At 63.2% G+C, this 25287-nt stretch carries 20 protein-coding genes and 3 pseudogenes; 3 read left to right on the top strand and 20 right to left on the bottom strand.

Annotation, left to right across the window (positions count from 1 at the left end):
* The 17 genes and pseudogenes from AB6O04_RS17150 to flhB all read right to left on the bottom strand — a co-directional run.
* Positions 1 to 1457: MCP four helix bundle domain-containing protein (locus AB6O04_RS17150; protein WP_368565430.1), on the bottom strand; the 1457-nt coding region annotated here is incomplete at its 3' end.
* 457 nt (positions 1458 to 1914) lie between these two features.
* Positions 1915 to 3114: an OprO/OprP family phosphate-selective porin gene (locus tag AB6O04_RS17155; protein WP_368565431.1), complete on the bottom strand. Its 1200-nt coding sequence runs from the start codon at positions 3112 to 3114 to the stop codon at positions 1915 to 1917.
* 238 nt (positions 3115 to 3352) lie between these two features.
* Positions 3353 to 5329, bottom strand: a complete 1977-nt coding sequence (locus AB6O04_RS17160) for a chemotaxis protein CheA (RefSeq protein WP_368565432.1) — start codon at positions 5327 to 5329, stop codon at positions 3353 to 3355.
* 49 nt (positions 5330 to 5378) lie between these two features.
* Complete coding sequence (locus tag AB6O04_RS17165; RefSeq protein ID WP_337345004.1) at positions 5379 to 5744, bottom strand: response regulator; 366 nt, start codon at positions 5742 to 5744, stop codon at positions 5379 to 5381.
* Complete coding sequence (locus AB6O04_RS17170) at positions 5741 to 6064, bottom strand: STAS domain-containing protein (RefSeq protein ID WP_368565433.1); 324 nt, start codon at positions 6062 to 6064, stop codon at positions 5741 to 5743. Before AB6O04_RS17170 ends, AB6O04_RS17165 begins: the two co-directional genes overlap by 4 nt.
* A gap of 324 nt (positions 6065 to 6388) precedes the next feature.
* A pseudogene (locus tag AB6O04_RS17175) lies at positions 6389 to 6994 on the bottom strand (chemotaxis protein CheW); the annotation flags it as partial.
* A 323-nt stretch (positions 6995 to 7317) separates the two neighbouring features.
* Entirely contained in the window at positions 7318 to 8100 is a 783-nt protein-coding gene (locus AB6O04_RS17180) for a ParA family protein (protein WP_368565434.1), read from the bottom strand.
* A 170-nt stretch (positions 8101 to 8270) separates the two neighbouring features.
* Positions 8271 to 9083 (bottom strand): annotated as a pseudogene (gene motD, locus AB6O04_RS17185) (flagellar motor protein MotD); the annotation flags it as partial.
* A gap of 19 nt (positions 9084 to 9102) precedes the next feature.
* Entirely contained in the window at positions 9103 to 9843 is a 741-nt protein-coding gene (locus AB6O04_RS17190; protein WP_368565435.1) for a flagellar motor protein, read from the bottom strand.
* A gap of 202 nt (positions 9844 to 10045) precedes the next feature.
* Positions 10046 to 11890, bottom strand: coding sequence for a chemotaxis protein CheA (locus AB6O04_RS17195; RefSeq protein ID WP_368565437.1), 1845 nt, complete (start codon positions 11888 to 11890; stop codon positions 10046 to 10048).
* A gap of 256 nt (positions 11891 to 12146) precedes the next feature.
* Positions 12147 to 12758, bottom strand: a complete 612-nt coding sequence (locus tag AB6O04_RS17200) for a protein phosphatase CheZ (RefSeq protein ID WP_368565438.1) — start codon at positions 12756 to 12758, stop codon at positions 12147 to 12149.
* Positions 12758 to 13138, bottom strand: a complete 381-nt coding sequence (locus tag AB6O04_RS17205) for a chemotaxis response regulator CheY (RefSeq protein ID WP_368565551.1) — start codon at positions 13136 to 13138, stop codon at positions 12758 to 12760. The genes AB6O04_RS17200 and AB6O04_RS17205 overlap by 1 nt, the downstream gene beginning before the upstream one ends.
* A 211-nt stretch (positions 13139 to 13349) precedes the next feature.
* Positions 13350 to 14099 (bottom strand): RNA polymerase sigma factor FliA, encoded by a 750-nt coding sequence (locus AB6O04_RS17210; protein ID WP_368565439.1) that lies wholly within the window; start codon positions 14097 to 14099, stop codon positions 13350 to 13352.
* Positions 14096 to 14908, bottom strand: a pseudogene (locus tag AB6O04_RS17215) (MinD/ParA family protein); the annotation flags it as partial. The pseudogene AB6O04_RS17215 and the gene AB6O04_RS17210, both read right to left, overlap by 4 nt.
* A 55-nt stretch (positions 14909 to 14963) precedes the next feature.
* Positions 14964 to 16511, bottom strand: a complete 1548-nt coding sequence (flhF, locus tag AB6O04_RS17220) for a flagellar biosynthesis protein FlhF (RefSeq protein WP_368565441.1) — start codon at positions 16509 to 16511, stop codon at positions 14964 to 14966.
* 191 nt (positions 16512 to 16702) lie between these two features.
* Positions 16703 to 18778 carry a flagellar biosynthesis protein FlhA gene (gene flhA / locus AB6O04_RS17225; RefSeq protein WP_368565442.1) on the bottom strand — a complete coding sequence of 692 codons (2076 nt, stop codon included), beginning with the start codon at positions 18776 to 18778 and terminating at the stop codon, positions 16703 to 16705.
* The gene (flhB, locus tag AB6O04_RS17230) at positions 18775 to 19920 is read right to left on the bottom strand and encodes a flagellar biosynthesis protein FlhB (RefSeq protein ID WP_368565444.1); all 1146 of its coding nucleotides are present in this window, start codon (positions 19918 to 19920) and stop codon (positions 18775 to 18777) included. Before flhB ends, flhA begins: the two co-directional genes overlap by 4 nt.
* A gap of 298 nt (positions 19921 to 20218) precedes the next feature.
* Here flhB and AB6O04_RS17235 point away from each other — a divergent pair, with 298 nt between their 5' ends.
* On the top strand, positions 20219 to 20854 hold the full coding sequence (locus AB6O04_RS17235; RefSeq protein ID WP_368565553.1) for a cation transporter: 636 nt from the start codon (positions 20219 to 20221) through the stop codon (positions 20852 to 20854).
* 129 nt (positions 20855 to 20983) lie between these two features.
* On the opposite strand, the gene AB6O04_RS17240 is transcribed toward AB6O04_RS17235, so the two are convergent.
* Positions 20984 to 21256, bottom strand: a complete 273-nt coding sequence (locus AB6O04_RS17240) for a metal/formaldehyde-sensitive transcriptional repressor (protein WP_368565445.1) — start codon at positions 21254 to 21256, stop codon at positions 20984 to 20986.
* A 49-nt stretch (positions 21257 to 21305) separates the two neighbouring features.
* On the opposite strand from AB6O04_RS17240, the gene dmeF reads away from it, so the two are divergent.
* Positions 21306 to 22259 carry a CDF family Co(II)/Ni(II) efflux transporter DmeF gene (dmeF, locus tag AB6O04_RS17245; protein ID WP_368565446.1) on the top strand — a complete coding sequence of 318 codons (954 nt, stop codon included), beginning with the start codon at positions 21306 to 21308 and terminating at the stop codon, positions 22257 to 22259.
* A gap of 203 nt (positions 22260 to 22462) precedes the next feature.
* Here the strand turns inward: dmeF and AB6O04_RS17250 are convergent, their stop codons facing one another.
* Positions 22463 to 23485: a diguanylate cyclase gene (locus tag AB6O04_RS17250; protein ID WP_368565447.1), complete on the bottom strand. Its 1023-nt coding sequence runs from the start codon at positions 23483 to 23485 to the stop codon at positions 22463 to 22465.
* 309 nt (positions 23486 to 23794) lie between these two features.
* Here AB6O04_RS17250 and AB6O04_RS17255 point away from each other — a divergent pair, with 309 nt between their 5' ends.
* The gene (locus tag AB6O04_RS17255; protein WP_368565448.1) at positions 23795 to 24490 is read left to right on the top strand and encodes a hypothetical protein; all 696 of its coding nucleotides are present in this window, start codon (positions 23795 to 23797) and stop codon (positions 24488 to 24490) included.
* A gap of 149 nt (positions 24491 to 24639) precedes the next feature.
* Here AB6O04_RS17255 and AB6O04_RS17260 read toward each other — a convergent pair whose 3' ends face one another.
* Positions 24640 to 25224 (bottom strand): TetR/AcrR family transcriptional regulator, encoded by a 585-nt coding sequence (locus AB6O04_RS17260; RefSeq protein WP_368565449.1) that lies wholly within the window; start codon positions 25222 to 25224, stop codon positions 24640 to 24642.
* Positions 25225 to 25287: the final 63 nt, after the last annotated feature.

Genomic DNA, 25287 nt, shown 5'->3' on the forward strand with positions numbered 1-25287 from the left:
GCGGCGGTTTCTTCCAGGTTGGCGGCTTGTTGTTCGGTACGGCGAGACAGATCGGTATTGCCGGAGGCGATTTCGCCGGCGGCGGTGTTGATGGACACCGACGCACCCTGGATGCGTCCAACAATGTCGGTCAGCTGCGCCACGGTGGCGTTGGCGTCATCGCGCATACGGGCGAACACGCCGTGGAAATCGCCATCCATGCGCGCTGTCAGGTCACCGCGGGCGATGGCCTGCAACAGGCCGGAGGTTTCGCTCAGGTTCTCGTCGGTGGTTTCCATCAGGCGGTTCAGGCCTTCGACCATCACGTGGAAATCGTACTGGTAGCGTTCGGCGTCGCCGCGCACGGAGAAGTCGCCCGCCACCGCCGCTTCGGTCAGCCGCTTGATCTCGGCGTTGATCGCCGACAGATTGCTCTTGGTGGCGTCCATCGCTTCCGTCAGTGCGGCTTTTTCGCCCGGCAGACGATCCATATCGACCGACAAATCGCCAATGGCGTAGCGCTGCATGATCTCAACCAGGCGCATTTTCACTGCGATATGGGAGGCGACCAGTGCGTTGGTGTCGCGTACCATGCGGCCGTAGTCGCCGGGGAACGCGGTTTCGTCCATGCGGTAGCTGATCTCGCCGGCATCATGGCGCGTAGCCATTTCCATCTGCGCGGCGGAGACCGCCTGCAGGCGCGATTGCATCTGCTGCATGCTTTCCAGCAGCTGGCCGGTTTCGTCGCGGCCACTATTTACGATTGTGTTATCCAACTTGCCGGTAGCGATGGCGCCAGCGACCCGGGTTGCCTGCAACAGCGGGCGCGAGATAGCGCGGGCAATGAACCAGCCTGCCAGCACGGCGATGGAAGTCAGCAGCACCAGGCTGACGATCATCCCAGTGACCGCGCGTTTATAGCTGTCGTTGGAAAGCTTCAGCTCCTTGTTCAACTGGTCTGCGTTGTACTGGGTCAATTCGATCAGTTTGGCGAACAGTTCACGGCGCGTGGGGCGCGATTCGTCATCGGAAATTTTCTGGGCAGTGGCGACATCGCCAGCGCGGATGGCGTCACCCATGCGGGTGTTGGCGTCGTAATAGCGCGCCAGGTGCTTCTTGACCTCGGCGTAGAACGCGGCTTCCCGGCCTGCGGCCGTGGAGCGTTCATAGATGGCCTGCGCTTGGGTGACTGCATCGCGCGATTTCTGCATGCGCTTGAAATAGTCCTCCACCGCCTCCGGCTCATCCGCACGCGCGATCTGCGCCAGCTCGAAGGTGCGCAATTCGCCCAACTGTGCGCGTATCTCACCGAGTTGTTCCACCGCGGGGAACCAGACCGTCTGGATTTCCACCGCCAGCTTGTTGGAGGCGCTCATCTGTGCCAACGCATACGTTCCCAGGCCGATGGTCATCAGCGAGGTGATGGTGAAAGCCACGGCCAGCTTTCTGGCGATGGAGATGTTTTGGAACCATTTCATCGGGAGATCTCCGGTAATGCAGTGAATTGCCGTGCGGACGGTGCACGGCCATGGCGGACGCTGCGGGCGCCGGCAGGAAGGAGGCTTTCCGGCTGGGCGGTAATGCGTTGTCTGCCAACGAAGTAACGGCGGCGCGCTAGCAAACTTGATATCTGGCTGTCAAAAAGTAATTGCATTTACCTGATGAGCGGTCGAGGGCTGCGTGGCAAGCGTTTGCGGCTGGACAGTGGCCGCTGTTTTATAGCGGGAGAGGAAGCTCAAAGCTCGCTTACGAACTCATCATCTGCGATGTCGTCATCCCGGCGAACGTCGGGACCCAGCGACTTTTCGCTATCTGGAGCCAGGCACTGGGTCCCGGCCTACGCCGGGATGACGAATCTGTTGGTTTAGAGTTTCCGCGCATAGCCGCCGTCACGTGCGGTCGGCCGCGCTGGGCCGATCTACAGCCGCAATCGAATCAAAAACTCAACTGCGCCCGCAACTCAAAAACGCGCGGCGAGGCGGAGAACGCGCCGCGTTCGGCGTCGACCCACACATGATTGGCCTGGAACTTGAAGTAGCGGTTGAGGTACCAGTTGGCGCCCAACGTCCAGTCCTGCTGGCGGCCGGCGGCGATGCCGTCGCTGTCCAGGTCGATGCGGCTGTAGCGCGCCAGCAGTTCGACCGCGCCGTATTTGCCGGCCGGTTTCGGATTGGCCACGTTGCCACCGCTGTAGACGCGCGATTCGCCGGTGACCAACCAGCTTCCGAAGATATAGCCGCCATCGGCCGAGTACGAAGGCAGGCCCAGCTCGCGTTCGGTCTTCTGCCGCAGGTATTCGCCTTGCACTGACCACGGACCGTCGATCCAGAGCACTTCCAGGCCGGTGCGGCGGATGTTGTCCACGCGGCTCAGGTTGCCAGAGTCGACCAATCGAACGCCGGTGAGCGCGGCTTCCGGCTTAGCGCGCCAGCGGACGCTGGGGAACACTTCCACGCCGCGCCCATTGATTTCGCTGTCCGGATTTTCCTGCGACGCGGAAACGCCCAGGTGCAGAACGCGCGTGGCTTCTTTCATCGGCGTCCATGCAGCCCGCGCGGCCACGGTGTCGCCTTTGTTGTTGCCTTGCAGATCCGATTCGAAGAAATAACCCACGTTGGTGATATAGGCGGGACGTTCGAACGCCCAATCGACGCCACCGCGCCGGCCTTGGTAGAACGCCTGCGTCGGTAGCGAGTTCTCCATGAAGCTGGCGTTGCGGGTCGCGGTATTGCCTTCGAAGCCGAGCGGGAGTTTCATCTGGCCGACACGCATTTTGCCCAGATCGCGGCCGAACAGCGCCTTGGTTTCCAAGCGTAACGCCACGTCCAGCCACGTCTTGGCCTGGAAGTCGAAGGTCGCACCAAAGTCGTAGTAGCCCTTGCGCTTGAGCGTGACGCCGACTTCCTGGCGACGCCACGCATCGTCGTCGTGCAATGCGGTGGACGCGCCGTAGCCGGCACCGGAAAAATCATTGGAATCGTAGGCAAGGTTGCCGGTGAGGGCCAATTCCGTGCCGTTGGCGGAGGTCAGTTTCGGCGGCCACAACGTGGCTTGGCTGGCGGCAGGTTTGTCTTGTGCCTGGGCCGGTGCATGCACGGCCAGCAGAGCGAGAGCGAGAAGGGACAGCGACTTCATGGTGAATTCCTACGGTACGGACGAGCACTTTCTGCGGGCGGCCTCCATGGCTGTTTTTTTCCTTCTCCCTCCGGGAGAAGGTGGCGCGCAGCGACGGATGAGGGAATGGAGTTTCCGCTTGTAGGAAAGCTGGCTAGTGAATCATTGCCATTCCCTCATCCGCCCCCGTATCAAGTACGGGGCAGGCTCTTCGGGCACCTTCTCCCGGAGGGAGAAGGGAAAAGCTTCCCAACTCCAATCAAGCCGCTTGCGGAACGCGCAGCGAGCGCACCAGGCCGCCGATGTCGACGATCAGTGCCACGCGTCCATCGCCCAAAATGGTGGCGCCGGATATGCCGTCGATGCGGCGGTAGTTGTTTTCGATGTTCTTGACGACAACCTGCTGTTGGCCGATGAGTTCGTCCACTTCCAATGCAAGTTTCTGGCCATCGCCTTCCACCACGACCACCAGCGAATCGGCTGTGCGTCGCTCGCCATAGGTGTAGTACTCGCTCAGCGACACCATCGGCAGATATTCCCCGCGTACGCGCAAAACGCGGCCTTCGCCGGCGAGCGTGCGGACGTCTTCAGCCTGCGGCTGCAATGCTTCCAGTACGTAGGACAGCGGGAGGATCAGGGTTTCCTCGCCAACCGATACCGCCATGCCATCGAGAATAGCCAGCGTCAGCGGCAAGCGGATCACCACGCGGGTGCCGGCGCCGGCGGCGCTTTCCAACTGCACTTCGCCGCCCAACGCCTGGATGTTACGGCGGACCACATCCATGCCGACACCGCGGCCGGAAAGATCGGTCACCGCTTCGGCGGTGGAGAATCCGGGCTGGAAGATCAGGTCCCAGATCTGTGCGTCGGTCGGGTTTTCGGGCACGTGCAGGCCGCGCTCCAATGCCTTGGCGAGGATGCGCTCGCGGTTCAGGCCGCGGCCGTCGTCGCTGACTTCGATCACGATGTGGCCGCCCTGGTGCGAGGCAGCCAGCGTGATCGTGCCGGTCTCGTCCTTGCCGGCTTCGCGGCGCGCTTCGGGCAGTTCCAGACCGTGGTCGATGGAGTTGCGTACCAGGTGAACCAGCGGATCGGCGATGCGTTCGATCAGGCCTTTGTCCAACTCGGTGCCTTCGCCGATCGTTCGCAGGCGCACTTGCTTGCCCAGGCGCGCGGAGAGATCGCGCACAAGCCGCGGGAAGCGACGGAATACGGCGTCAACCGGCAGCATGCGCACGCCGATCACTGCTTCCTGCAGGTCGCGGGTGTTGCGCTCCAGCAGATCCAAGCCGGCGAACAAGCGTTCGCACTGTGCCGGATCCAGTACGCCGGACACCTGTTTCAGCATGGCCTGGGTGATCACCAGTTCGCCGACCAGATTGATCAGGCCATCGATCTTGTCGACGCTGACGCGGATCGAGCTTTCGGCGGCGTCGTTGGCGGCCGGTGGTGCGGCATTGCTGGTGGCAACCGCTGGTGCGGCCGTGGCAGTGACGGGCGCGGCCACCGCAGCGGCAGCCTGGCGCTCAATCGGTTGAATCTCGAGTTCGCAATCATCCACCACCCAGGCGAACGCATCGTCGACGGCACTGCGCGGCACCTTGCCGATCAGTCCCAGATCCCAGGCCAGATAGGCTTCCAATGGATCCATCTGCGCGAAGCCGGGCAGGCGGTCCAGCCGGCAGGCGACTTCCAGTGGCGCCAGATGTTCCAGCTCACGCAGGATGCGCAATGGATCGTTGCCGCTCATGAATAGCGAAGGTGCCGGCGTGAAGCCGATGCGCCAGCCCTCCGGAAGATCGTCAGCCGGATTTTTATCCGTCTGCGCAACGGCGGTGGTGATTTCCTGTCCGGATAGCACCGCATTCAAACGCGCGCGCACGGCTTCCACCGCACCCGGATCGGCGGGCTGCCCGTGTTCGGCTTCGGCCAACAGGCTGCGCAATACGTCCACTGATGCCAGCATGGCATCGATGGCCGGCGCGCTGACTTCACGCTGGCCGGCACGCAGTTCGTCCAGCAGCGTTTCCAGCACGTGGGTCAGGCCGGCGATGGCTTCAAAGCCGAATGTCGCCGAGCCACCCTTGATGGAATGCGCCGCGCGGAAGATCGAATTGATCAGGTCGCTTTCACGGCTGCCTTGCTCCAGCGACAACAAACCCGCTTCCATCGCTTCCAGCCCTTCGCGGCTTTCCTCGAAGAAGGTGGCATGAAAACGCTGCATGTCGATGTTCATCGCTGCGGAACTCGTGTCGTGGCTGTCGGAGCGGGCGGAGAGGTGGAGCTCAGCCCAGGACTTTCTGGATGGTGGCGACCAGCTGTTCGGGATTGAACGGCTTCACCAGCCAACCGGTCGCGCCGGCGGCTTTGCCTTCGGACTTCTTGTCCGCGGCCGACTCGGTGGTCAGCATCAGCATGGGGGTGAACTTGTAGTCGGGCAGGGCACGCAGCGCACGGATCAGCGAGATGCCGTCCATGTTGGGCATGTTGACGTCGGTGACCACGGCATTGAACCGCTGGCCTTGCGCGCGTCCCAGTGCGACTTGTCCGTCTTCTGCTTCGTCCACCGAAAAACCGGCCGAAGTCAGGGCAAAGGCGACCATTTGGCGCATCGACGCCGAATCGTCCACCACCAGAATACGTGCACTCATGCGGCGTTCTCCACTTTGTGTTCTTTGTTGTTGTTAGTCGCGTCGTTGGACTGGGGCAGCCCCAGTTGCACGGTCAGCCCCAGCAGGCGGGCGGCATCGCGGAAGGCGTGGCTGATGTCGGCAAAACCAGTACTGTGCCCGGCCCGCTGGCGGTCGCGCACGAAGGTGCACAACACCTGCAGGCTGGCGGTATGCACCCGCTGCACCTTGCCCGCATCCAGCAGCAACGGCTGCGGCTGCGCCAAGTGCGGTGCCAGGTTCTGTTTGAGATCGGCGGCGGCCTCGATACCAAGGTCATCGCCCAAAGGCACTGCGCTCATCATGTCTCCGGAGGGGCGGCTCATTTGAGGTATCGGCCGGGGTGGGGCGGACTTGAGGGTGGCTGTTGGTGGTTGTGCAGAAGCGGGAACGGGGATTAGGAGCCGGGAACGGGGAACAGGGAACAGGGAACAGGGAACAGGGAATGAGAGATCCCGTTGCGGAAAGGCAACCCAGTCCCGGAGACGAGAATCATTCGTTCATCAACGATGTAACAGCGGAGAGGAAATGGGAGGCGTCCGCAGGTCCATCAACTCCCGGCGACCGGAAAAATTCATTCCCCGTTCCCTGTTCCCCGTTCCCGGCTCTCCTTCCCATTCCCCGCTTCACCTCAGCAACTGCGAAGCATCCAGCAAGATCACAGCGCGTCCATGCAGCCGCGCCACGCCGCGAAACAGATGATTCGCAATGCGGCCGACGCGGGCGTTGTCGGGGGGTTCGATCTGTTGTTCGGTGAGGTTGGTGACGTCTTCCACGGCCGATACGCGCAGGCCCAGGATTTCGCCTTGTTCTTCCAGTACCACGATGCGGGTGGACGCATCCGGTTCAATGGCGCAGCGGCCCAGGTACAGCCCCAGGTCGAGTACCGGTACCACTTGGCCCCGCAGGTTCATCACGCCCAGCATGTGCCTGGCGGCGCCCCGCAGTGGCAGCAGTGCGCCGGGCAGCACCACTTCCTGCACCTTCAGCAGCTCGAGGGCGTAGTGCTGTTCGTCGCAGCGCATACGTAGCCAGCGTGTCGTCGGCTCGGCTGCACGGCGGCGCGCGCCGCTGTCGATGGGTGTTTGCAGGAAGGGTTTGGAAGGTAGCGGTGGTAGAGCTCTGGGCGTGGCAATAGGCGAAAGCAGGGTCATGGCGGGAGACCCGGAAGGAGGAAGACGGGGTGCGGAAGTCGGCTGCAGGACAGGCGCGGGCATTGGCGAGGGGGGCGCAATGGAAGCAGCGACATGGATATTGGCGACCGGTTCGGCTATCGGTTCCGGTTCCGGCACTTTCACTGGCACCGGCACTGTCATCGCTTCCGGAGGCAGAGCGAATTCTCTTTCCATTTCTTCAATGATTGAAGCCACGGTAGCTGCATCAACGACGCTAGCTTCGACGTTTCCAGCCACGGGAGCATCAAGGACGAGAACGGCCTCATCGGAATGCACTGGCAACGCGAGAACAGCCTCCGGTGCCGGACGCAGTGGCGTAGTAACGACGCCCACGTCGCCCAGCAACTCCATCAGATAGTCGTCCAGCGCCGGCCCGGAATTCATGCGGCCTGCTCCATCAGGCGGCTTTCGGTGTCCAGCAGCCAGTCCAGTGCGCGACGGTATGCCGACAACGCCCGGCCGGGATACTGGCCGACCGGTGCTGTTTCGGTCAGTGCTTCGACCGTGCAGATGCGGGTGTCGTTGGGAATGGCATCGTTCCACACTCGTGCGCCATGCTGGTTTTGCATGGTCTTCAACGTGTCGGTGCCGGTGCGGGTACGACGGTCATGCAAGGTTGGCAGGACGGATACGGGCAACGGGCGGCGGCGCGAACGCTCGATCATGTCGGCGGTGCGGCACATGCCGTTGAGCCCGTGCAACGCCAGCGGTTCGGTCTGGGTGGGAATGATGAGGTGGTCGGCCGCGGCCAGCGCATTGACCATCAACAGTCCCAGTGTGGGTGGACAGTCGAACAAGACGTAGTCGTACGCCGTACCGCTACGCGATATCGCATTGGAAAGCGCCAGGCCCAGTCCGGGCTGGGTGGCGCTGCGGCGTTCCAGCGTGGCCAGTGCGGTCTGCGCGGCCACGAAGCTCAGATGTTCTATTTCGCTGGGCCGGACAACGCGCGCAAGTTCGGTGGAAGGGTCGTCGAACAGATTCAGTACGCCGGACGGCGGGGGTTCGCTGGCAACACCGAACGCGCGGGTCAGCGATGCATGCGGATCCAGGTCGATCAGCAGCACGCGCGAGCCGCGCATGGCCAAGCCGCGCCCCAATGCCAGCGTGGTGGTGGTTTTGCCTACGCCGCCTTTTTGGTTGGCGATCGCCCAGACACGCATCAATTCACTCCTTCAGGGACGTCGGGGGCCGGCGCCGTGCCGGATGCAATGGCGGATGCAATCGTGGATATGGGCTGCGGCATCGCCGGTAAATTGATCACCGTGGGCTCCGGTGTTGGGGGTTCATCCTGAGCCTGCAATTCCTGCGCCATTGCGCTCTTGTCGTGGCTGGCGAGGATGATCAACAGCACGCGGCGGTTGGCGTTGCGGCCTTCCAGCGTGGCGTTGTCGGCGATGGGCCGGAACTCGCCGTAGCCGATCATCGCCAACCGCTCCGGCGGAATGCCGTCGCCCACGAACAGGTGCACAACGCTGGCGGCACGCGCCGCCGACAGCTCCCAGTTGGAAGGGAACTGATAGGTATTGATTGGCCGGTCGTCGGTATAGCCTTCCACGCGCACGGCGTTGGGAACTTCAGCCAGCACTTCGGCCAGTTTGGACACCGTGTCGCGCGCGTCGGGCTCCAGCGTGGCCGAGCCGGTGGGGTAAAGGATGTCGCTGTTGATCTGCACTTCCAGCCATAGCTCCGCACGCTTTATGGTCACCAGCTTTTTGTCGATCAGCGGTTCAAGCGCGCGCTCCAGATCGGCGGCAATGGTTTCCAGCTGCCTCTGCGCATTCTGCAGACCCTTGCTGTCCATGCTCATGTTCATCTGCGACGCCATGGCGGCCAGCAAGGTGACATTGGGTGCGGGCGAGGGCGCCGATGGCCCCGTCTTGGCGCCGGATTTGATGGGTGACGGGCGGTCGAAGTCCGCGCCTTGCAGCTGATTGTTGCCGATCTGCACTGGATTGATGGTGCGCGGCGCGCCGCCGAACGCGGCGGTCAGTGCATCGGCCATCACCCGGTACTTGCCTTCATTGACGGTGGAGATGGCATACATCACCACGAAGAACGCCAATAGCAGCGTCATCAGATCGGCGTAGGGAATGGCCCATGCCTCGTGATTGGCGTGCTCTTCATGGTGTTTCTTGCGTGCCATAGCCTAGACCACGCGCGCGTCAGTGCAGGAAACCAGCAAGCTTGGCTTCGATGTTGCGCGGGTTTTCGCCCTGCGCAATGGCGATCAGGCCCTCGATGATCATTTCGCGTTCGCGGGTGCGGCCGCCGATGACGCTCTTCAACTTGTTGGCCATGGGCAGGAAGAACAAGTTGGCCGAGGCGATGCCGTAGATGGTGGCGGTGAAAGCCGCGGCAATGCCGTGCCCCAGCTTGCTGGGGTCGGCCAGGTTCTTCATCACGGCGATCAGTCCGAAGACGGCGCCGATGATGCCCAGGGTGGGCGCGTAGATGCCCATCGCCTCGAAGACTTTTGCTGCCGCCAAGTCTTGATGTTCCTGGCCGCTCAGATCGATCTCCAGCATGTGGCGGATCGCTTCCGGTTCCAGGCCATCGACCAGCATCTGCAGGCCTTTCTTCAGGAAGGCGTCGTTCTGTTCGTTGACCAGAGGCTCCAGACCCAACAGCCCTTGCTTGCGCGCGATGTTGCTCCACTCGACGATCTGGCTGATCAACGATGCGCGATCGCTGTTTGGCGGGCGGAATACCCACATCGCGATGGACGCGGCGCGTTTGAACACCGCCGGCGGCGTGTGAACCATGATCGCGGCCACGGTGCCCAGGATCACGATGACGAAGGCCGCCGATGACCACAGCGACGAAACGCCGGCACCCTTCAAGATGCTGCCACCCACCAGCGCCAGCAGCGCCAGGATGATTCCGATGATGCTGAAGATATCCATGTACGTAGGTATCGGCGGTTGTGGTTCAGTCTTGAGCGATGGGATGGTCGGATCACACCGAACAGTGATGGATCGCCAACAACCGACGTAGGAGCGGCGGGACGCCGGTAGGAGCGGCGTCCCGCCGCGAGCTTTTTGCCGCTATCGCGATCTGACGGGAAGAGCTCGCGGCGGGACGCCGCTCCTACGTCGAACGTTGCGGCTAGGCGGCCGTTTCCCGCAAACCATCCACGTCCAGGATCAGCGCCATGCGGCCGTCGCCGATCAACGTGGCGCCGGCGTAGCCGCGCAGGCCGCGCACGGCGCGTGGCAGGGGCTTGATCACCACTTCTTCGCGGCCGCGCACTTGGTCGACGATCAGGCCGAACCGCTGGTCGCCCATTTGCAGCACCACGACCGTCAGCAGCGGCGTGATGGCCGGATCCACACCCATCCAGCGACGCAGATCGACCAAAGGCAGCGTCGTGTTGTGGCGGTCCAGCACGGCTTGTCCGTCGAACCAGCGCAAGCTGGCGGCCGGTGCGTGCAATACCTCCAGCACGCGCGCCAGCGGCAACGCGTAGACGGGATCGCCAGCCTGCACCAGCAGCGTGGGCAGGATGGCCAGGGTGAGCGGTACGCGGATGACGAAACGGCTGCCGCGGCCCAGCACCGAATGGATCTGGATCTGGCCACTGAGTTCGCGGATGCGCGACTGCACCACATCCATGCCGACACCGCGGCCAGAAATGTCGGTGACTTCTGCCTTGGTGGAGAAGCCGGCCAGGAAAACCAATTGCAGGCATTCGTCGTGCGACAGGCGCGCTGCTGCTTCGGGATCGATCAGGCCTTTTTCCAGCGCTTTGGCACGTAGGCGCTCGGGATCGATGCCGGCCCCGTCGTCGCGAATCTCGATGGTGACGAAATCGCCTTCCTGTTGCGCCGACAAACGCACGTGGCCCTGTCGCGGCTTGCCCGCGTTCTCGCGCAGGTCAGGGAGTTCAATGCCGTGGTCGATCGCGTTGCGCACCAGGTGCACCAGCGGATCGGCCAGCGCCTCCACCAGGTTGCGGTCGAGTTCGGTCTCGGCGCCCACCAATTCCAGATCGACTTCTTTATGCAGCGTACGCGCCACGTCGCGCGCCACCTTGGGAAAGCGCGAGAACACTTTGCCCACCGGCTGCATGCGGGTACGCATCACCGCCGATTGCAGGCGGGCGGTGGCGATATCCAAACTGCTGACGGCGCGGTCCAGTTCCTCATCGCGCAGACGCGCGCGCAGGGTTTTCAGACGGTTCCGCGACAGCACCAGTTCGCCGACCATATTGACGATGGCATCGAGGCGCTTGGTGTCGACGCGGATGGTTTGTTCGGCTTCGGCAGTGGGGCGGGCGGCCGGCTTGGCCGCGGTACTCGGCGTAGCCGGTGCCGCTGGCCTGGGCGGGGGCGGTGTGACCGCTGTCTGCGCACCGGGTGCGGCGCCGCCATGCAGTTGGTCCAACAGCGCTTCGAATTCGTCGTCGTCGATCAGATCGCCGGAGGGGGAGCGCGTCGCCGCGATCGGTGCCGCGGGCTTGCCGCTGTTGCCCTGCAGCTGGTCCAGCAGCGCTTCGAATTCATCGTCGTCGATCAGATCGCTTGCACCAGCGGCAGGTGCGGGCGTGATTGCGGCGGCTTTTGCCGCAGGCGCCACGTGCACGTCGAATTGCTCGATCAGCGAAGCAGGCGCGTGCGGCGGTTCTTCGCCCGCTGCCACGGCGTCCAACATGCGCTGCAGATAATCCAGCGATTGCTGCGCGGCGTCGAAGTGATGCGGTTCCAGCGTTGCCTTGCCCGCGCGCACGGTGCCAAGTGCCTCTTCGGCCGCGTGGCACAGATTGACCATGGCATGGATCGCCAGGAACCCGGCGCCGCCTTTCAGGGTGTGGAATCCGCGGAACACCGCGTTGAGTTGCTGGCTGTCGCGCGGATCGTGCTCCAGCGTGACCAGCTGTTCCCCCAGGCGATCGAGGATTTCCTGAGCTTCGATCAGGAAGTCGGCGGCGATTTCGGGGCTGACAGCGGACATGAGGGAGAGGGTGGAGATTCCGGTGGTGAAGAGTGGCTTGGTTGAATGCAGTGCGGCGTTATTGTTGTTGCTCGTCATCCCAGCGAACGCTGGGACCCATTTTGCTGTTGCTCTGCTCTTTGTCTCAGGACTGTTAGCAAGGCAACGGCAAGATCAAAATAGATCCCAGCGTTCGCTGGGATGACGTCGAGATTGATGGGAACGTTCGATCAGCCGCTCTTCACCATTCCCCATTCTCAATTCCCTATCCCCGCCCTTAAAGCCCCAATCCCGACAACAAATCATCCGCGTCGCCCTGTGAAAACGCGTTGCGGTCCAGACCAGCAACGGCCGGGCCGGCCAGATCTGAACCCTTGGGTTTTTCCGGTGGCGGCAGGCCAAGCGCATGGAAGCCTTCGTGGACACGGCGAACGATGCCGGCGACGCGGCGGATGATCTGGCCAGTGAGGTCCTGGTAGCTTTGGGCCAGCGCCATTTCCGACAGGCCGTTGCGTATCTGGTCGACCAGTTGCGTCTGGTCGGCGCTCAGCGGCGTGGCTTTCAATTGATCGGCCACTGCGCGGCATTGCTCGGCCAGGTCCAGCGTCTTGTGGCTGGCCTGTTCGGTCATGGCTACCACGTGATCCAGGCGCGCACAGGCATCGTCCAATTCGCTGCCGTGGGCCGGCGGCAGTTCGCCCAGCGTCTGCGCCAGTTCGCGGGCCAGCCGGCCCAATCCCTGCATCATCGGCTGTGTGCGCCACGCGGCGATGGCATCCAGTTCACGCCGCCAGCCGGCTTCGTCGCCTTGTTCAAGCGCATCCAGCGCATGCTGGAGTTTTTCCACCAACACACTGCGCGCGGCAGTGACTTCCGCAGGTGCGTTCATCAGGCTGCCGCTCCCAGCCGTTCGAAGATCTTGCCGAGCTTTTCTTCCAGCGTTTGCGCGGTGAATGGCTTGATGATGTAGCCGTTGACGCCCGCCTGCGCGGCTTCGATGATCTGCTCGCGCTTGGCTTCGGCGGTGACCATCAGTACCGGCAACGCCTTGAAGCGGTCATCGGCGCGGATCGCGCGCAACAACTCGATGCCGGTCATGCCCGGCATGTTCCAGTCGGTCACCACGAAATCGAATGGGGCCTGCGCCAGCACCGCCAGGGCGCTGTTGCCGTCTTCGGCTTCGGCAGTGTTGGTGTAGCCCAGATCGTTGAGCAGATTCTTGATGATGCGGCGCATCGTCGAAAAATCGTCCACGATCAGGATGCGCATGTTCTTGTTAGCGGTCACGAATTGCTCCGGTGAAGCGAGGGTGAGGCAGGTCTTGACGGTTTATCGGCCGATGGTTCGAAAAATTTAGGAGAGCGGAAACGGGGAACGGGGAACCGGGAATGAAAGATTCCTTCCATCCGAAGGTCCAAGAACTTTCGGCTAGCGTGAACAGGTCATTCCCTGTTCCCTGTTCCCTGTTTCCCGCTCCAACTCACTCATCCTCCAACCCCGCATCCGCACTCTCAAACACATGCAGCCGGCCGCGCAGGCGGACCATGGCCTGGCCGTGGATCTGGCAGACGCGGGATTCGCTGACGCCCAGTACGGCGCCGATTTCCTTCAGGTTCAATTCCTGTTCGTAGTACATCGACAGCACCAGTTGCTCGCGCTCGGGGAGTTGGCCGATGGCCTTGACCAGCGATTCACGGAACTCGCTGCGTTCCAGCAGATGCTGGGGCGAGGGGCCGCCGGTCTTGCTGGTGTTGGGTTCGCCGTGGTCGTCCACGTGCGACTCCAGGCTGAGGACCTGGCCGCGTGAGGCGTCTTCCAGCAGGCGCAGGTATTCGGGCAGCGGGATTTCCATGGCTGCGGCCACTTCCGTGGCTATGGCGGCGCGGCCGGTGCGCTGTTCGATTTCGCGGACGGTCGCGGCGGCCTGGCGGGCGCGGCGGTGTACCGAGCGCGGTACCCAATCGCCGCGGCGGATCTCGTCGATCATGGAACCGCGGATGCGGATCGACGCGTAGGTTTCGAACGAGGCGCCTTGTTCGGCGTCGTAGCTGCGCGAGGCTTCGATCAGGCCGATCATGCCGGCCTGAATCAAGTCGTCCACTTCGACGCTGGCGGGTAGCCGCGCCGCCAGGTGGTGCGCGATGCGGCGGACCAGATCCGCGTGGGTCGTCACCACATCGGTGGCGGCGCTGCGTTGCACGGCTTTGTATTGGGCGGTGGCGGTGTTCATGCGGCGATGCCCCGGCTGATCATGCGCTCGACAAAAAATTCCACGTTGCCGCGAGCGCCGGCCGGCGGTTGCCAGCGGGCGGTCATGCGGGCGATTTCATTGATGGCGCGTGCGGAGGGGCTGCCCGGGTAGGCTTTGACCACCGCCTGCTGGCGCTGCACGGCGCGGCGCAGCCAATCGTCCTGGGGTACCGCGCCCAGATAGTGCAGGGCGACGTCACCGAGGAAGCGTTCGCAGACGCGCGCCAGTTTTTCGTACAGCTTCCGGCCTTCGTTGGGGTCACGCACCATGTTGGCGATGACGTGCACGCGGTCCACGCCGCGTTCGCGCGACAGCACCTTGATCAACGCGTACGCGTCGGTGATGGAAGCCGGTTCGTCGCACACGACCACCACGGTGTCCTGCGCGGCCTGGCAAAAGGTCAGCACGCTGTCGGTGATGCCGGCGGCAGTGTCCACCACCATCACATCCAGTGCGCGCTGCAATTCAGAAAAGACATTGACCAAACCGACGTGTTCGGCCGGTTGCAGTTCCGCCATGTGCCGGAATCCCGACGACGCCGGGACGATCATCAGTCCGTCCGGTCCTTCGACTACCACGTCTTCCAGCGTGCAGCGGCCGGCGACCAGATCGGCCAGGGTGAATTTGGGCGACAACCCCAGCAGTACGTCGACGTTGGCAAGGCCGAGGTCGGCATCCATCAGCAGGGTGCGCTTGCCGAGTTCGGCCAGCGACACCGCCAGGTTCACCGATACGTTGGTCTTGCCTACGCCGCCCTTGCCGCCGGTGACGGCAATCACCCGGACCGGATGGAACGCGCCAGCGACAGGCGGCGTGCCGCGTGGATTGGTTTGCAGCAGATGGTCAGGCGACATGGCTGGCCTCGGTCACGACTTGCTCCGCTTCTCTTTTGAGTTGATCCAGTCGCAACACCAGGTGCGCGCTGTTGGCGCGATGCAGGTCCTGCGGCACGCGTTGGCCGTCGGTGACCCAGGTCATCGGCAATTGGTGGTCGACCACGACGGACAGCGCGCTGCCCAGACGGCCGGTTTCATCCAGCTTGGTCAGCACCACGCCTTGGGGATTGGCGCCACTGAAGCGGCGGACCACTTCGTCCAGATCGCCAAAATGGGAATTGGCCGGCAGCACCAGCAAGGTATGCACCTTGCCGGCCGATCGCAGCCAGTTGAGCTGGCCGACCAGGTTCTTGTCGCGCTGGCCCAGGCCGGCGGTGTCGATCAAAACCAGTTTGTAGTCGCGCAGGCGTTCCAGCGTTTGCGCCAGGCTGACATCGCTATCCGCCTCGTGCACGGCGATGCCCAGTTGCCGGCCGTAGCTGTGCAACTGTTCACGGCCGCCAACACGGATGGTGTCGGTGGTGACCAGCGCCACATCGCGCGCGTTGTGCTTGGCGGCGAACGCAGCGGCCAGCTTGGCGATGGTGGTGGTCTTGCCGGCACCGGTGGGGCCCACCAGCGCGACGACGCCGCCTTCCTCCAACGGATCGATGGATGTCATCGGCAGCTTCTTGGACAACAGGCCAAGCATCAGGCCGCGGCCGCGGTGAAGTTCGGTATCGGCGGGAATCTGCAAAGCGATGTCGCGGGTGATGCCGGCGTCGAAGCCGTAATCGTCCATCAGTTCCATCGCCTGCATGCGAACCGGCGAGCCGCGCAGGCGCTCGTCGGTGAGGCGATGCATCTCGCGTTCGATCATCTCGCGCATCGATGCCAGTTCGGCACGCATCTGCACCAGTTGGTCGTCGTTCTTGCGTGCGTCGGCGGAGTTGTCGGCCACGACGGTCAATGCTGGTTCGATGGCGCTGATGGGTGCGGCGGGCGATGCGTTGAGTTGCGCCTGTGCAGTTGCGGGTACCACCGCCGGTATCTCGGCGGGCACGCTGGCGATTTCTGCGGCGGGCACGGGATAGGGCAGCATCGGCTCGGGTGCATTCGAATGTGCTGGCAGCGCCGGTGCGGGCGGAATGGTGGCCGCCAACTTGGCAGCGAAGGAATGCGGTTCGAGCAGGGACGCCGCGGGTGCTGCGCTGATAGGTGCGGGCGCCGGTGCGGCGCTCCTGGGACGGAAATAGTCCGCTGCGGCCTCAGCTGGCGAAGGCGTGTGCGTCTGCACTGGCGCTGAGCGCGCCGGAGCGGCATTGGCGCGGATGGCGTCGTGCTGAATCGGTGCGGAGTTCGCGTTGGCTGCCAGCGCCGGAGCGGAAGCTGCCGCTGGACGCATCGCATCCAGCGTGCGCTGCACCAGCGCTTCGTCGTAGTTGGTGGCCGCCACGATCTCGACACCTTCGTCGATCACGCGGTTGGACAGGATGACCGCATCCGGACCTTGTTCCTGGCGCACCATCGCAAACGCGGTGCGCATGTCGGGAGCAACGAAGCGTTTGATTTTCATGGGTGGGAGCCAGAAGGAGCGGGGAACGGGGAACCGGGAACAGGGAATGAAGAACTGCGTGCAGCCCGTTTATCCCGTGTCTCTCGAAGAAATTGCTTGTAGTTGCTTGTCATCTCATGCTCCAACCGGCTGCGACCAACCCACATTCCCGGTTCCCCGTTCCCGGTTCCCCGTTCCCCGTTCCCCGCTTCTCAACTAATCGTTCCCACCAACTTCAACCGCTTGTCTTCCGGTACTTCGCTGTAGGCCAGCACCGAGAGCGATGGAACGCTGTGCCTTACCAAGCGGGCCAGTGCGGCGCGAACCGCGCCTGGCACCAGCACCACCGCCGGCTCGCTCTTGGCCTCCTGCTTGGTGACGCAGTCCGCCAGGCTCTGGTGCAGCCGTTCGGCCAGACCGGGTTCCAGCGCAGCGCCTGCTCCTTGTGTGCTGTCCTGCAAGACCCGTTCCAGAGCGGGCGCCAAGGTATAGACGGGCAGTTCCGGCGCCATGCCGGAGATTTCCTGCACGATGAAACGGCCCAGCGCGTTGCGTACCGCTGCGGTCAACGCGGCGGGGTCGGGTGTGTGCGGTGCGTGTTCGACCAATGATTCGACGATGCGGCGCAATTGGCGGATCGGCACGCGCTCGTTCAACAGGTTCTGCATCACGCGCACGACCGTGGACAGCGGCAACGCCTTGGGCGTCAGGTCTTCCACCAGCTTGGGCGCGCCGCGGGCCAGCGTGGCGAGCAACTGTTGCACTTCCTCATGGCCCAGCAGCTCCGGCGCGTGTTCGCGCACCAGGTGGGAAAGATGAGTGGCCACCACCGTCGCGGCGTCCACCACGGTGTAGCCCAGCGATTCGGCCGTCGCGTGTTGATGCGGCTGGATCCATACCGCGTCCAGTCCGAACGCGGGATCCTTGCCGGGAATGCCATCGATGGGCGCGAAGGCGCCGCCGGGATCCAGTGCCAATTCGCGATCCGGATGGATCTCCGCCGTGGCGACGGGTACGCCGTGCACCAGCAGGCGATAACCGTTGGAAGGCAATTCCAGGTTGTCGCGGATATGCACGGGTGGAATCAGGAACCCCAGGTCCTGGGTCAGCTTGCGACGCACGGCCTTGATCCGCGACATCAGTTCGCCACCCTGGCCTTTGTCCACCAGCGGGATCAGCCGGTAGCCGACTTCCAGGCCCAGCGGATCGACCGGGCGCAGTTCGTCCCAGGTCAGCTCGGCGGCGGAATTGCTGGTGTTGGGTCCAGGCAGTGCGGCTTCCGGTTTGACGCTCTGTTTTTCCTGGTCTTTCTTCCACAGTTTCCAGGCCACAAAGCCCAGCACCGCGGCCAGCGTCAAAAACACGACGTTCGGCATGCCAGGCACCAGGCCCACGATGCCGATCAGGCTGGCCGCCACCGCCAACGCTTTGTGTTGCCCGAACACCTGGGCGACCATCGCACCGCCCATGTCCTGCGCGCGCGAGGCACGGGTGACCAGCATCGCCACGGCCGAAGAAACCAATAGCGCCGGCAGCTGCGCCACCAGGCCATCGCCGATCGACAACAAGGTGTAGACCTTGGCCGCTTCGCCGGCAGGCATGCCGTGCTGCAGTACGCCGATCGCCATGCCGCCGATCAAATTGATGAACAGAATCAACAGACCGGCGATGGCATCGCCACGGATGAACTTGCTGGCACCGTCCATCGCGCCGTAAAAGTCGGCTTCCTCGCGGACTTCCTCGCGGCGGGCCTTGGCCTCGTCGCGGGTCAGCAGACCGGCGTTGAGATCGGCATCGATCGCCATCTGCTTGCCGGGCATGGCGTCCAGGATGAAGCGCGCCGACACTTCCGAGATGCGCCCGGCGCCCTTGGTGATCACCACGAAATTGATGATGGTCAGGATGGCGAACACCACCATGCCGACCGCGAAATTGCCACCGACCACGAACTCGCCGAACGCCGCGATGACCTGGCCGGCTGCATCGTGGCCGTCCTGTCCGTGCAGCAGCACCACGCGGGTGGACGCCACGTTCAGCGCCAGCCGCAGCATGGTGGTCATCAGCAGGACGATGGGGAAGATGGTGAAATCCAGCGGCCGGCGCACATAGACCACGGCCAGCAGCACCACCAGCGAAATGGCGATGTTGAAGCTGAAAAGCGCGTCCAGCACCGGTGGCGCCAGCGGCACCATCACCATCGCCAGCATCGCCAGCACCACCAGCGGTGCGCCCAGGCCTTGCCGCAGCAAGTCCATCACGCGCGCGGTGGGAGAGGTCGGCGCGTTCATGCCTTGCCTCCGGGCTTGCCGCCCAGTTGCTCATCCACATCCACGACCGGCTGGTCCGGGTATTCCACGGCGCCTTCGCGCCATGCGCGCAGCTGGTAGACGTAGGACAGGATTTGAGCAACGGCGGAATATAGTCTCACGGGGATTTCCCGGCCAATCTGTCCTTCGCGATACAAGGCGCGTGCCAGTGGCGGCGAGGAGACGATGGCGACCCGGTGTTGCTCGGCCACTTCGCGGATACGGTGGGCTATTTCGTCCACGCCTTTGGCGACCACCCTTGGCGCGCCCATCTGCCCGCCGTCGTATTTCAGCGCCACGGCGTAGTGGGTCGGATTGACCACGATCACGTCGGCGGTGGGGACGTCTTCCATCATCCGGCGCTGCGACAACTGGTGCTGCATCTGGCGGATGCGGCCCTTCACTTCCGGGCGGCCTTCGCTTTCCTTCATTTCGTCGCGCAGTTCCTGGCGCGTCATCTTCAACTTGCGGGTGTAGTTCCACTTCTGGTAAGGCGCGTCGATGGCCGCCAGCAGCCCCAGCGCGCCGGCAGTGGACAACAGCAGCACGCCAGTGAAGCCCAGTCCGCTGCTGGCCGCCGCTTCCAAGGGCATGTCCAGCAACGCACGCAATTTGTTCAAGCCCAGCTTCAGGGTCAGCGCGGCCGCGCCGCCCACGAAAACCACCCGCAGCAGCGATTTCAGCAACTCCGCCAGGCTTTCCGGGCCGTACAAGCGCTTGAGGCCAGCGGCGGGACTAAGCCGTTTGAAGTCAGGCATCAGCGATTTCTGCGAAAACTTCAGCCCGCCCATCAGCAGGGGCCCGGCGACGCCGGCCAGCACGCAGACGACGGCCAAAGGCACCATCACCAGCAGCAGCTTGAGCAGCAACTGGCCGGCATGGCCGAACAGCTGGTCAGGGTGCCCGCGCATGCTCATGTCCGGCGTCAGTGCGATCTTCATCCAGCCCAGGCTGTTGCGGGCCAGCGTGGGCGCCGTGGCGATCAGGGCGAGCACCCCGGCACCGAACACCGCCGCCGTCGCCAATTCGCGCGATCGCGGGACGTTGCCTTGGTCCCGCGCCTCGCGCAATCGTTTTTCGGTGGGCTGTTCTGTACGTTCGCCGCTTTCGTCTTGCTCGGCCATGGCGCTTTTCCGACGGGGTCGGGAGGGTCGATGCAAGAAGCGTTCCGGAAAGTGCCGGCGTATGTTTCCTTGTGGGAGTGGTGCCGGCATGCCGGCACGGGTGAGTCGCGACCGTAATCTAAAGCTCTAGACACGGATTAACGCGGATAAACAGGATAAAAGGCATTCAATGCCTTATCCGCTTCTTTCCGCGTTAATCCGCGTCAAAAGCTTTTGTTCTTCCGGTCGCGACTTACGTCGCTCCTACAAGGGAGCGCGAGCGCGGTATCGTAACGGTCCCCCGAAAACCCCGATGGACATGACGGACAGCTGCTGCGGTTGCGGGAAGGCCATCGACGTCCGTGCGTTGGAAGCGCGGCAACGCCGGGTGCTGGTCGCCGTGCTGGCGATCAACCTGCTGACATTCCTGCTGATGGTCGCCGGCGCCTGGTACAGCCGTTCGTCCTCGCTGCTGTCAGGCGCTTTGGACAACCTGGGCGATGCGTTGACCTACGCCATGAGCCTGGCGGTGGTCGGCGCCGGCCTGCAGGCCAAGGCGCGGGTGGCACTGCTGAAAGGCGTGCTGATTCTTGGCGCAGCGGCCGCGGTGGCGGTGCAGATCGTCTGGCGGCTATTTCATCCCGCCGTGCCGTTGTTCGAAGGCATGGGCGTGATCGCGCTGCTGAACCTGGGCGCCAACCTGGTGTGCTTGAAATTGCTGACGCCATACCGCGGTGGTGACATCAACCTGGCGTCGGCCTGGGAATGCTCCCGCAACGACGTTTATGAAGGTTTCGCCGTGTTGGCGGCAGCGTTGGGCGTATGGATGTTCGGAACGGGCTGGCCGGATCTGCTGATCGCCGGGGTCCTGCTATTGCTGTTCCTGCGTTCGGCCTGGCGCGTGTTGGGCTCCGCGTGGCGCGAGATGAAGGGTGATACAGCGACCGGTCAATGACCGTGAAAAATGTAGGAGCGGCGTCCCGCCGCGAGCTCTTTCCGTCGTATCGCGATAGAAGCGAAGAGCTCGCGGCGGGACGCCGCTCCTACAGACGCCGCTCCTACAAAGGATGCGGGCAGGCTGTCGTCATTTGAAGTAGGAACGCAAGATGCCCATCACTTGGGTGATCTCGGTATCCCGCGCCCTGGCGTCTTCTTCGCCGGACAGATGCTCGCGCAGGTGATCGTCCAGTACCTCGATCATCAGTCCCTGCACGGCGCCGCGCACGGCGGCGATCTGGGTCAGCACTGCGATGCATTCGGCGCCGTCGGATAGCGCTCTTTCCAACGCGTTGACCTGGCCCTGGATGCGCCGCGTGCGTGTCAGCAGGCGGGCTTTGTTCTTGATCACATGCGACATGGCGGCAGTCCGGTATACCATGGGGGGGTATATTCCACTTTACCTCATCATGAACCTGCAAACCGCCGCCGAATCGCTTCGGCACAGCCATGATTTCAACGAAGGCAACCCGCTGGCCGAACGCAATACGCGGCGCGCGGTGGTCCTGACCGCCACGATGATGGTGCTGGAGATCGCGGGTGGCTGGGTCTTCAATTCGATGGCGTTGCTGGCCGACGGCTGGCATATGGCCTCGCACGTGCTGGCCCTGGGATTGTCGGCGCTGGCCTATGCCTGCGCGCGCCGTTATGCGGGCGACGGCCGTTTTGCCTTCGGTACCTGGAAGATCGAGGTGCTGGGCGGCTATACCAGCGCCATTTTGCTGCTGGGCGTGGCGGCGCTGATGGCGTTCCAGTCGATCGAACGATTGTTCGCGCCGTTACCCATCCGCTATGAGCAGGCGATCGCGCTGGCCGCGCTGGGACTGGCCGTCAACTTGATTTGCGCTTGGCTGTTGCGCGATGGACATCACCATCACCACCATCATGGCCACGCGCACGCGGGCCATCACGGGCACGATCACGACCATCATCACGGGCATGGCGATCTCAATCTCCGCGCCGCTTACCTGCACGTGCTGGCGGACGCAGCCACTTCGGTGCTGGCGATCGTCGCGTTGATCGGCGGCAAGGTGTGGGGTGCCGATTGGTTGGATGCATTGATGGGTATTGCCGGCGCGGTACTGGTGACCGTGTGGGCATGGGGATTGCTGCGCGATTCCGGCCGCGTTCTGCTGGATGCGGAAATGGACGCACCGGTGGTGCGTGAGGTCCGCGAAGCGATCGAAGCCGCTTCTATTCCGGCGGCTATCACCGATCTGCATGTCTGGCGGGTGGGCCGCGGCAAGTACGCCTGCGTTCTTAGTGTGGTGGCTCAGGGTGACGCCCGGCCCGAAGACTTCCGCCAGGCTTTATCGGTGCATGAGGAACTGGTGCATGTGACGGTGGAAGTTCATCGGGCTTAGTAGCCCCTTGACCAGCCATTCGGCTGTTAAAAGCGCAAAAGGGGGCGGGCGCCCGCGTCAGCGGGCGACGGGGGATTTGCTCTTGATCTTGAATTGCTTTTCGAAGATCAAGAGCAAATCCCCCTCAAACGCTTTACAACCGCCGAATGGCGGGTCATCCCCCTTTTAAAAAGGGGGAGGCAGAAGCACCCCGCTTCGGTTCATCAAAACAAATCGTCAGCAATGACGTAGTTGTCGCGGCCGCCAGACTTGGCGCGGTACAGGGCGGCGTCGGCGCGAGAGAACCAGTCGTGCCAGGTCTTGTCGTGTTCCGTCAGCATCGCGGCGCCCAACGAGATGGTGATCTGGCCGCCGGGGCCGCGCAGGGAGCCGCGTACCGATTTACGCAAGCGTTCGGTGGCTGCTTCCAGATCGTTGCGCGTGTCCAGTTCCAGCAAGGCCACGAATTCCTCGCCCCCGAAGCGGAAAACCTGGTCTTGCTTACGCATCTCAAACCGCAGAATGGCTGCCAGATCGGCGATTGCGGTATCGCCGGCGCTATGTCCGTATAGGTCGTTCACTTCCTTGAACCTATCGACATCCAACACAACCAGTCCATAGCAGCATCGGCCTGCATGGAAGTCAGCCACGGCGCGTGTCAGCACGTTCTCCATCGCCCGACGATTGGGTACGCCGGTCAGTGCGTCCAGCGATGCCATCTGCTGCAGCTGCACGCGGTCGTCCTGGCTGTGACTGGCGAAGATGAAAGAAAAAACAGTGGCCAGCAGCGCTGTAACCTCCACCGAGACGGCATGGAACCTATCGGTGAAAAGATCGGGGACCAGCCACAGCGCACCCGTCAGGGCCAAGTTCGCCAGCAATGCCGGTCGCCGTTCGGTGATGAAGAAATTGGTCAGTAGTACCAGATAGACCCAGCCCACCGCGGACGGCCCGACGATCCAGCATACGGCCAGGCAGGCGAGTGAGTTGAGTGCACAGAGCACCAGGCCGGCACGCTGGCTGTCTCCTGTCCGCCAGGTGTAGATGGCGGGCGATGCCACTGCCAAAGCGATGGCGGCATCCAGCCATGCCATGAAGTGCTGCCCGTTGATCCAGCGGTACAGCGCAAAGGCAGCGATGACCAGCCCGGTCGTGGTCCCCAGCAGAACGATGATGTCACCGCGGAAATCCCGCGCCCGGGTTGAGTCGGGCTTCGTCGACGCTGGAGGAAGAGGCGGTTCGTTCAAGCGGGCGGATCGAAGGAGGGGCGGACAGGGCAATGCGCCAGTGTAGGCAGTCGTGGCGCTGGCGGAGTGATTGGTATCACGGAAAAGGTTTGGTAGCAGTCTTGCTTCTCCCCCTTTTCCAGCGTCGACATGTGCATGCGCCCCTGAGTTCACCGATCATCTGCCAGCGGGAATATCGGCCGGGTTTCCGGAAAATGAATGGTGACACACGGCTCTGACGCCATGGCAGCCAAACACATCGAATCGTCATGGGGAATTCAGCGCAAGCGCCGGACACTTGCGCCGCCCCAGCTCATTGAAGGAATAGGCATGAAAGTCTTGAAGATTGTGGTGTTGGGGATGGTGTTGGCGTGTGGTCTGGCCGCACCGTCGTTTGCGCAAACGGTGGGCTACAACATACGTACCGGGGATGTATGGGTGGACACCCGCCTGGGCGAGATCAACGACTACGGTCGCCAATATCGCGATCCTTTCATAGGCGAAATGACCGGCTACTACGGGGCACCCCGCTCGTTGGTAGTCGAGTTGCTGGATCAACGCCGCTGGGCGCCGGCCGATGTGTACTTTGCCTGTTCCATCGCGCACGTGCTGGGCATTCCATGCATCAACGTGGTCCGCGAATACGATCGCAACCCCGGGCAGGGCTGGGGCAACCTGGCCAAGCGCATGGGTATCAAGCCCGGCTCGGCGGCGTTCCATGATTTGAAGCGCGGCACGGTCTCCACGTACGACCGCTGGGGCTATCCGGTCCGAGTCGATCAACAGGTAAGGGTGGATTGGTCCAAGCACGGCCCGGGCAAAGGGCAGGGCGGCTCCAAAGGCAAGTCGCCGTCGGCGCAGTCTGCGGGCGGGAAGTCCAGCCAAGGCGGCAAACCCAGCCAGCAGAGCAAGCCCAGCCAGGGTGGCAAGAGTGAAAAGGGCGGTAAAGACGATCACTCGGGCCACGGTCAGGGCAAAGGCCAGAAGGACAAAGGTGGCGGCAAGGGCAACGGTCGCGACAAATAAGCGGTGCGGCGCGGGAGCGAAGCCTGTTGGTATCTGAGTTTCCTCGGAATCTATAAGCAATCATGACGGAATATCTTGAGTCGACGGACTCTGAAACAAAAAACGGCGGCCATTGGCCGCCGTTTTTTTATGTGGCTTGGCTACCCGTCTCAGGCAGCCAGGATTTCCAGCGTTCGGTGCACTTGCGGAACCGCGAGCGCCGGGGTGCCGCCGGTCACTGCCACCGAGCGCAGCCCGAACTGGTAGCTCTGCCACAGCAATTCATCAGCCTGATGAATATCGACCGGACGGAACTGGCCAGCCTCGATACCGCGCGCCAGCTCCTGCCGGACCGGTTCGCGCATGCCACGCAGAGCGGCGTTGACGTCCGCTTCCATTTCGGTTGACCAACGGGCGGAAACGGCCCACAAGGCCGGGAAGGCAATGAAAGTGGCGGCATCTTCGCGCGCCACCCACAGGTAATAGTCGAGGATGCGCTGGGCGTGACTGCGTCCCTTGGCGAGCACCGGCGGCCTGCGCGTACCGTAGTCGCGGATCAGCAAGGTGGCGATGATGTCGGCCTTGGTTTCGAAATGGAGGATGACGCCGCGTGCGCTGAGGCCGGTCGCATGCCCCAGGTCCATCAGTGTCGTTTCGTCGAAGCCCTTGGTAAAGAACAGTTTGCGAGCGGCCGCCAGAACCGCTTCGCGCGTTTCATGGCTAGTGCGTCGTTTTATATGTGAAGTGCGCAGCATGTTAAGCCCTCTCCCTGGTCACCGAACGGGAAGCGTTTGTGGCGCTAACCTGCGACGCTTTGC

The organism is Pseudoxanthomonas sp. UTMC 1351, assembly GCF_040948865.1.
Lineage (GTDB): Bacteria > Pseudomonadota > Gammaproteobacteria > Xanthomonadales > Xanthomonadaceae > Pseudoxanthomonas_A.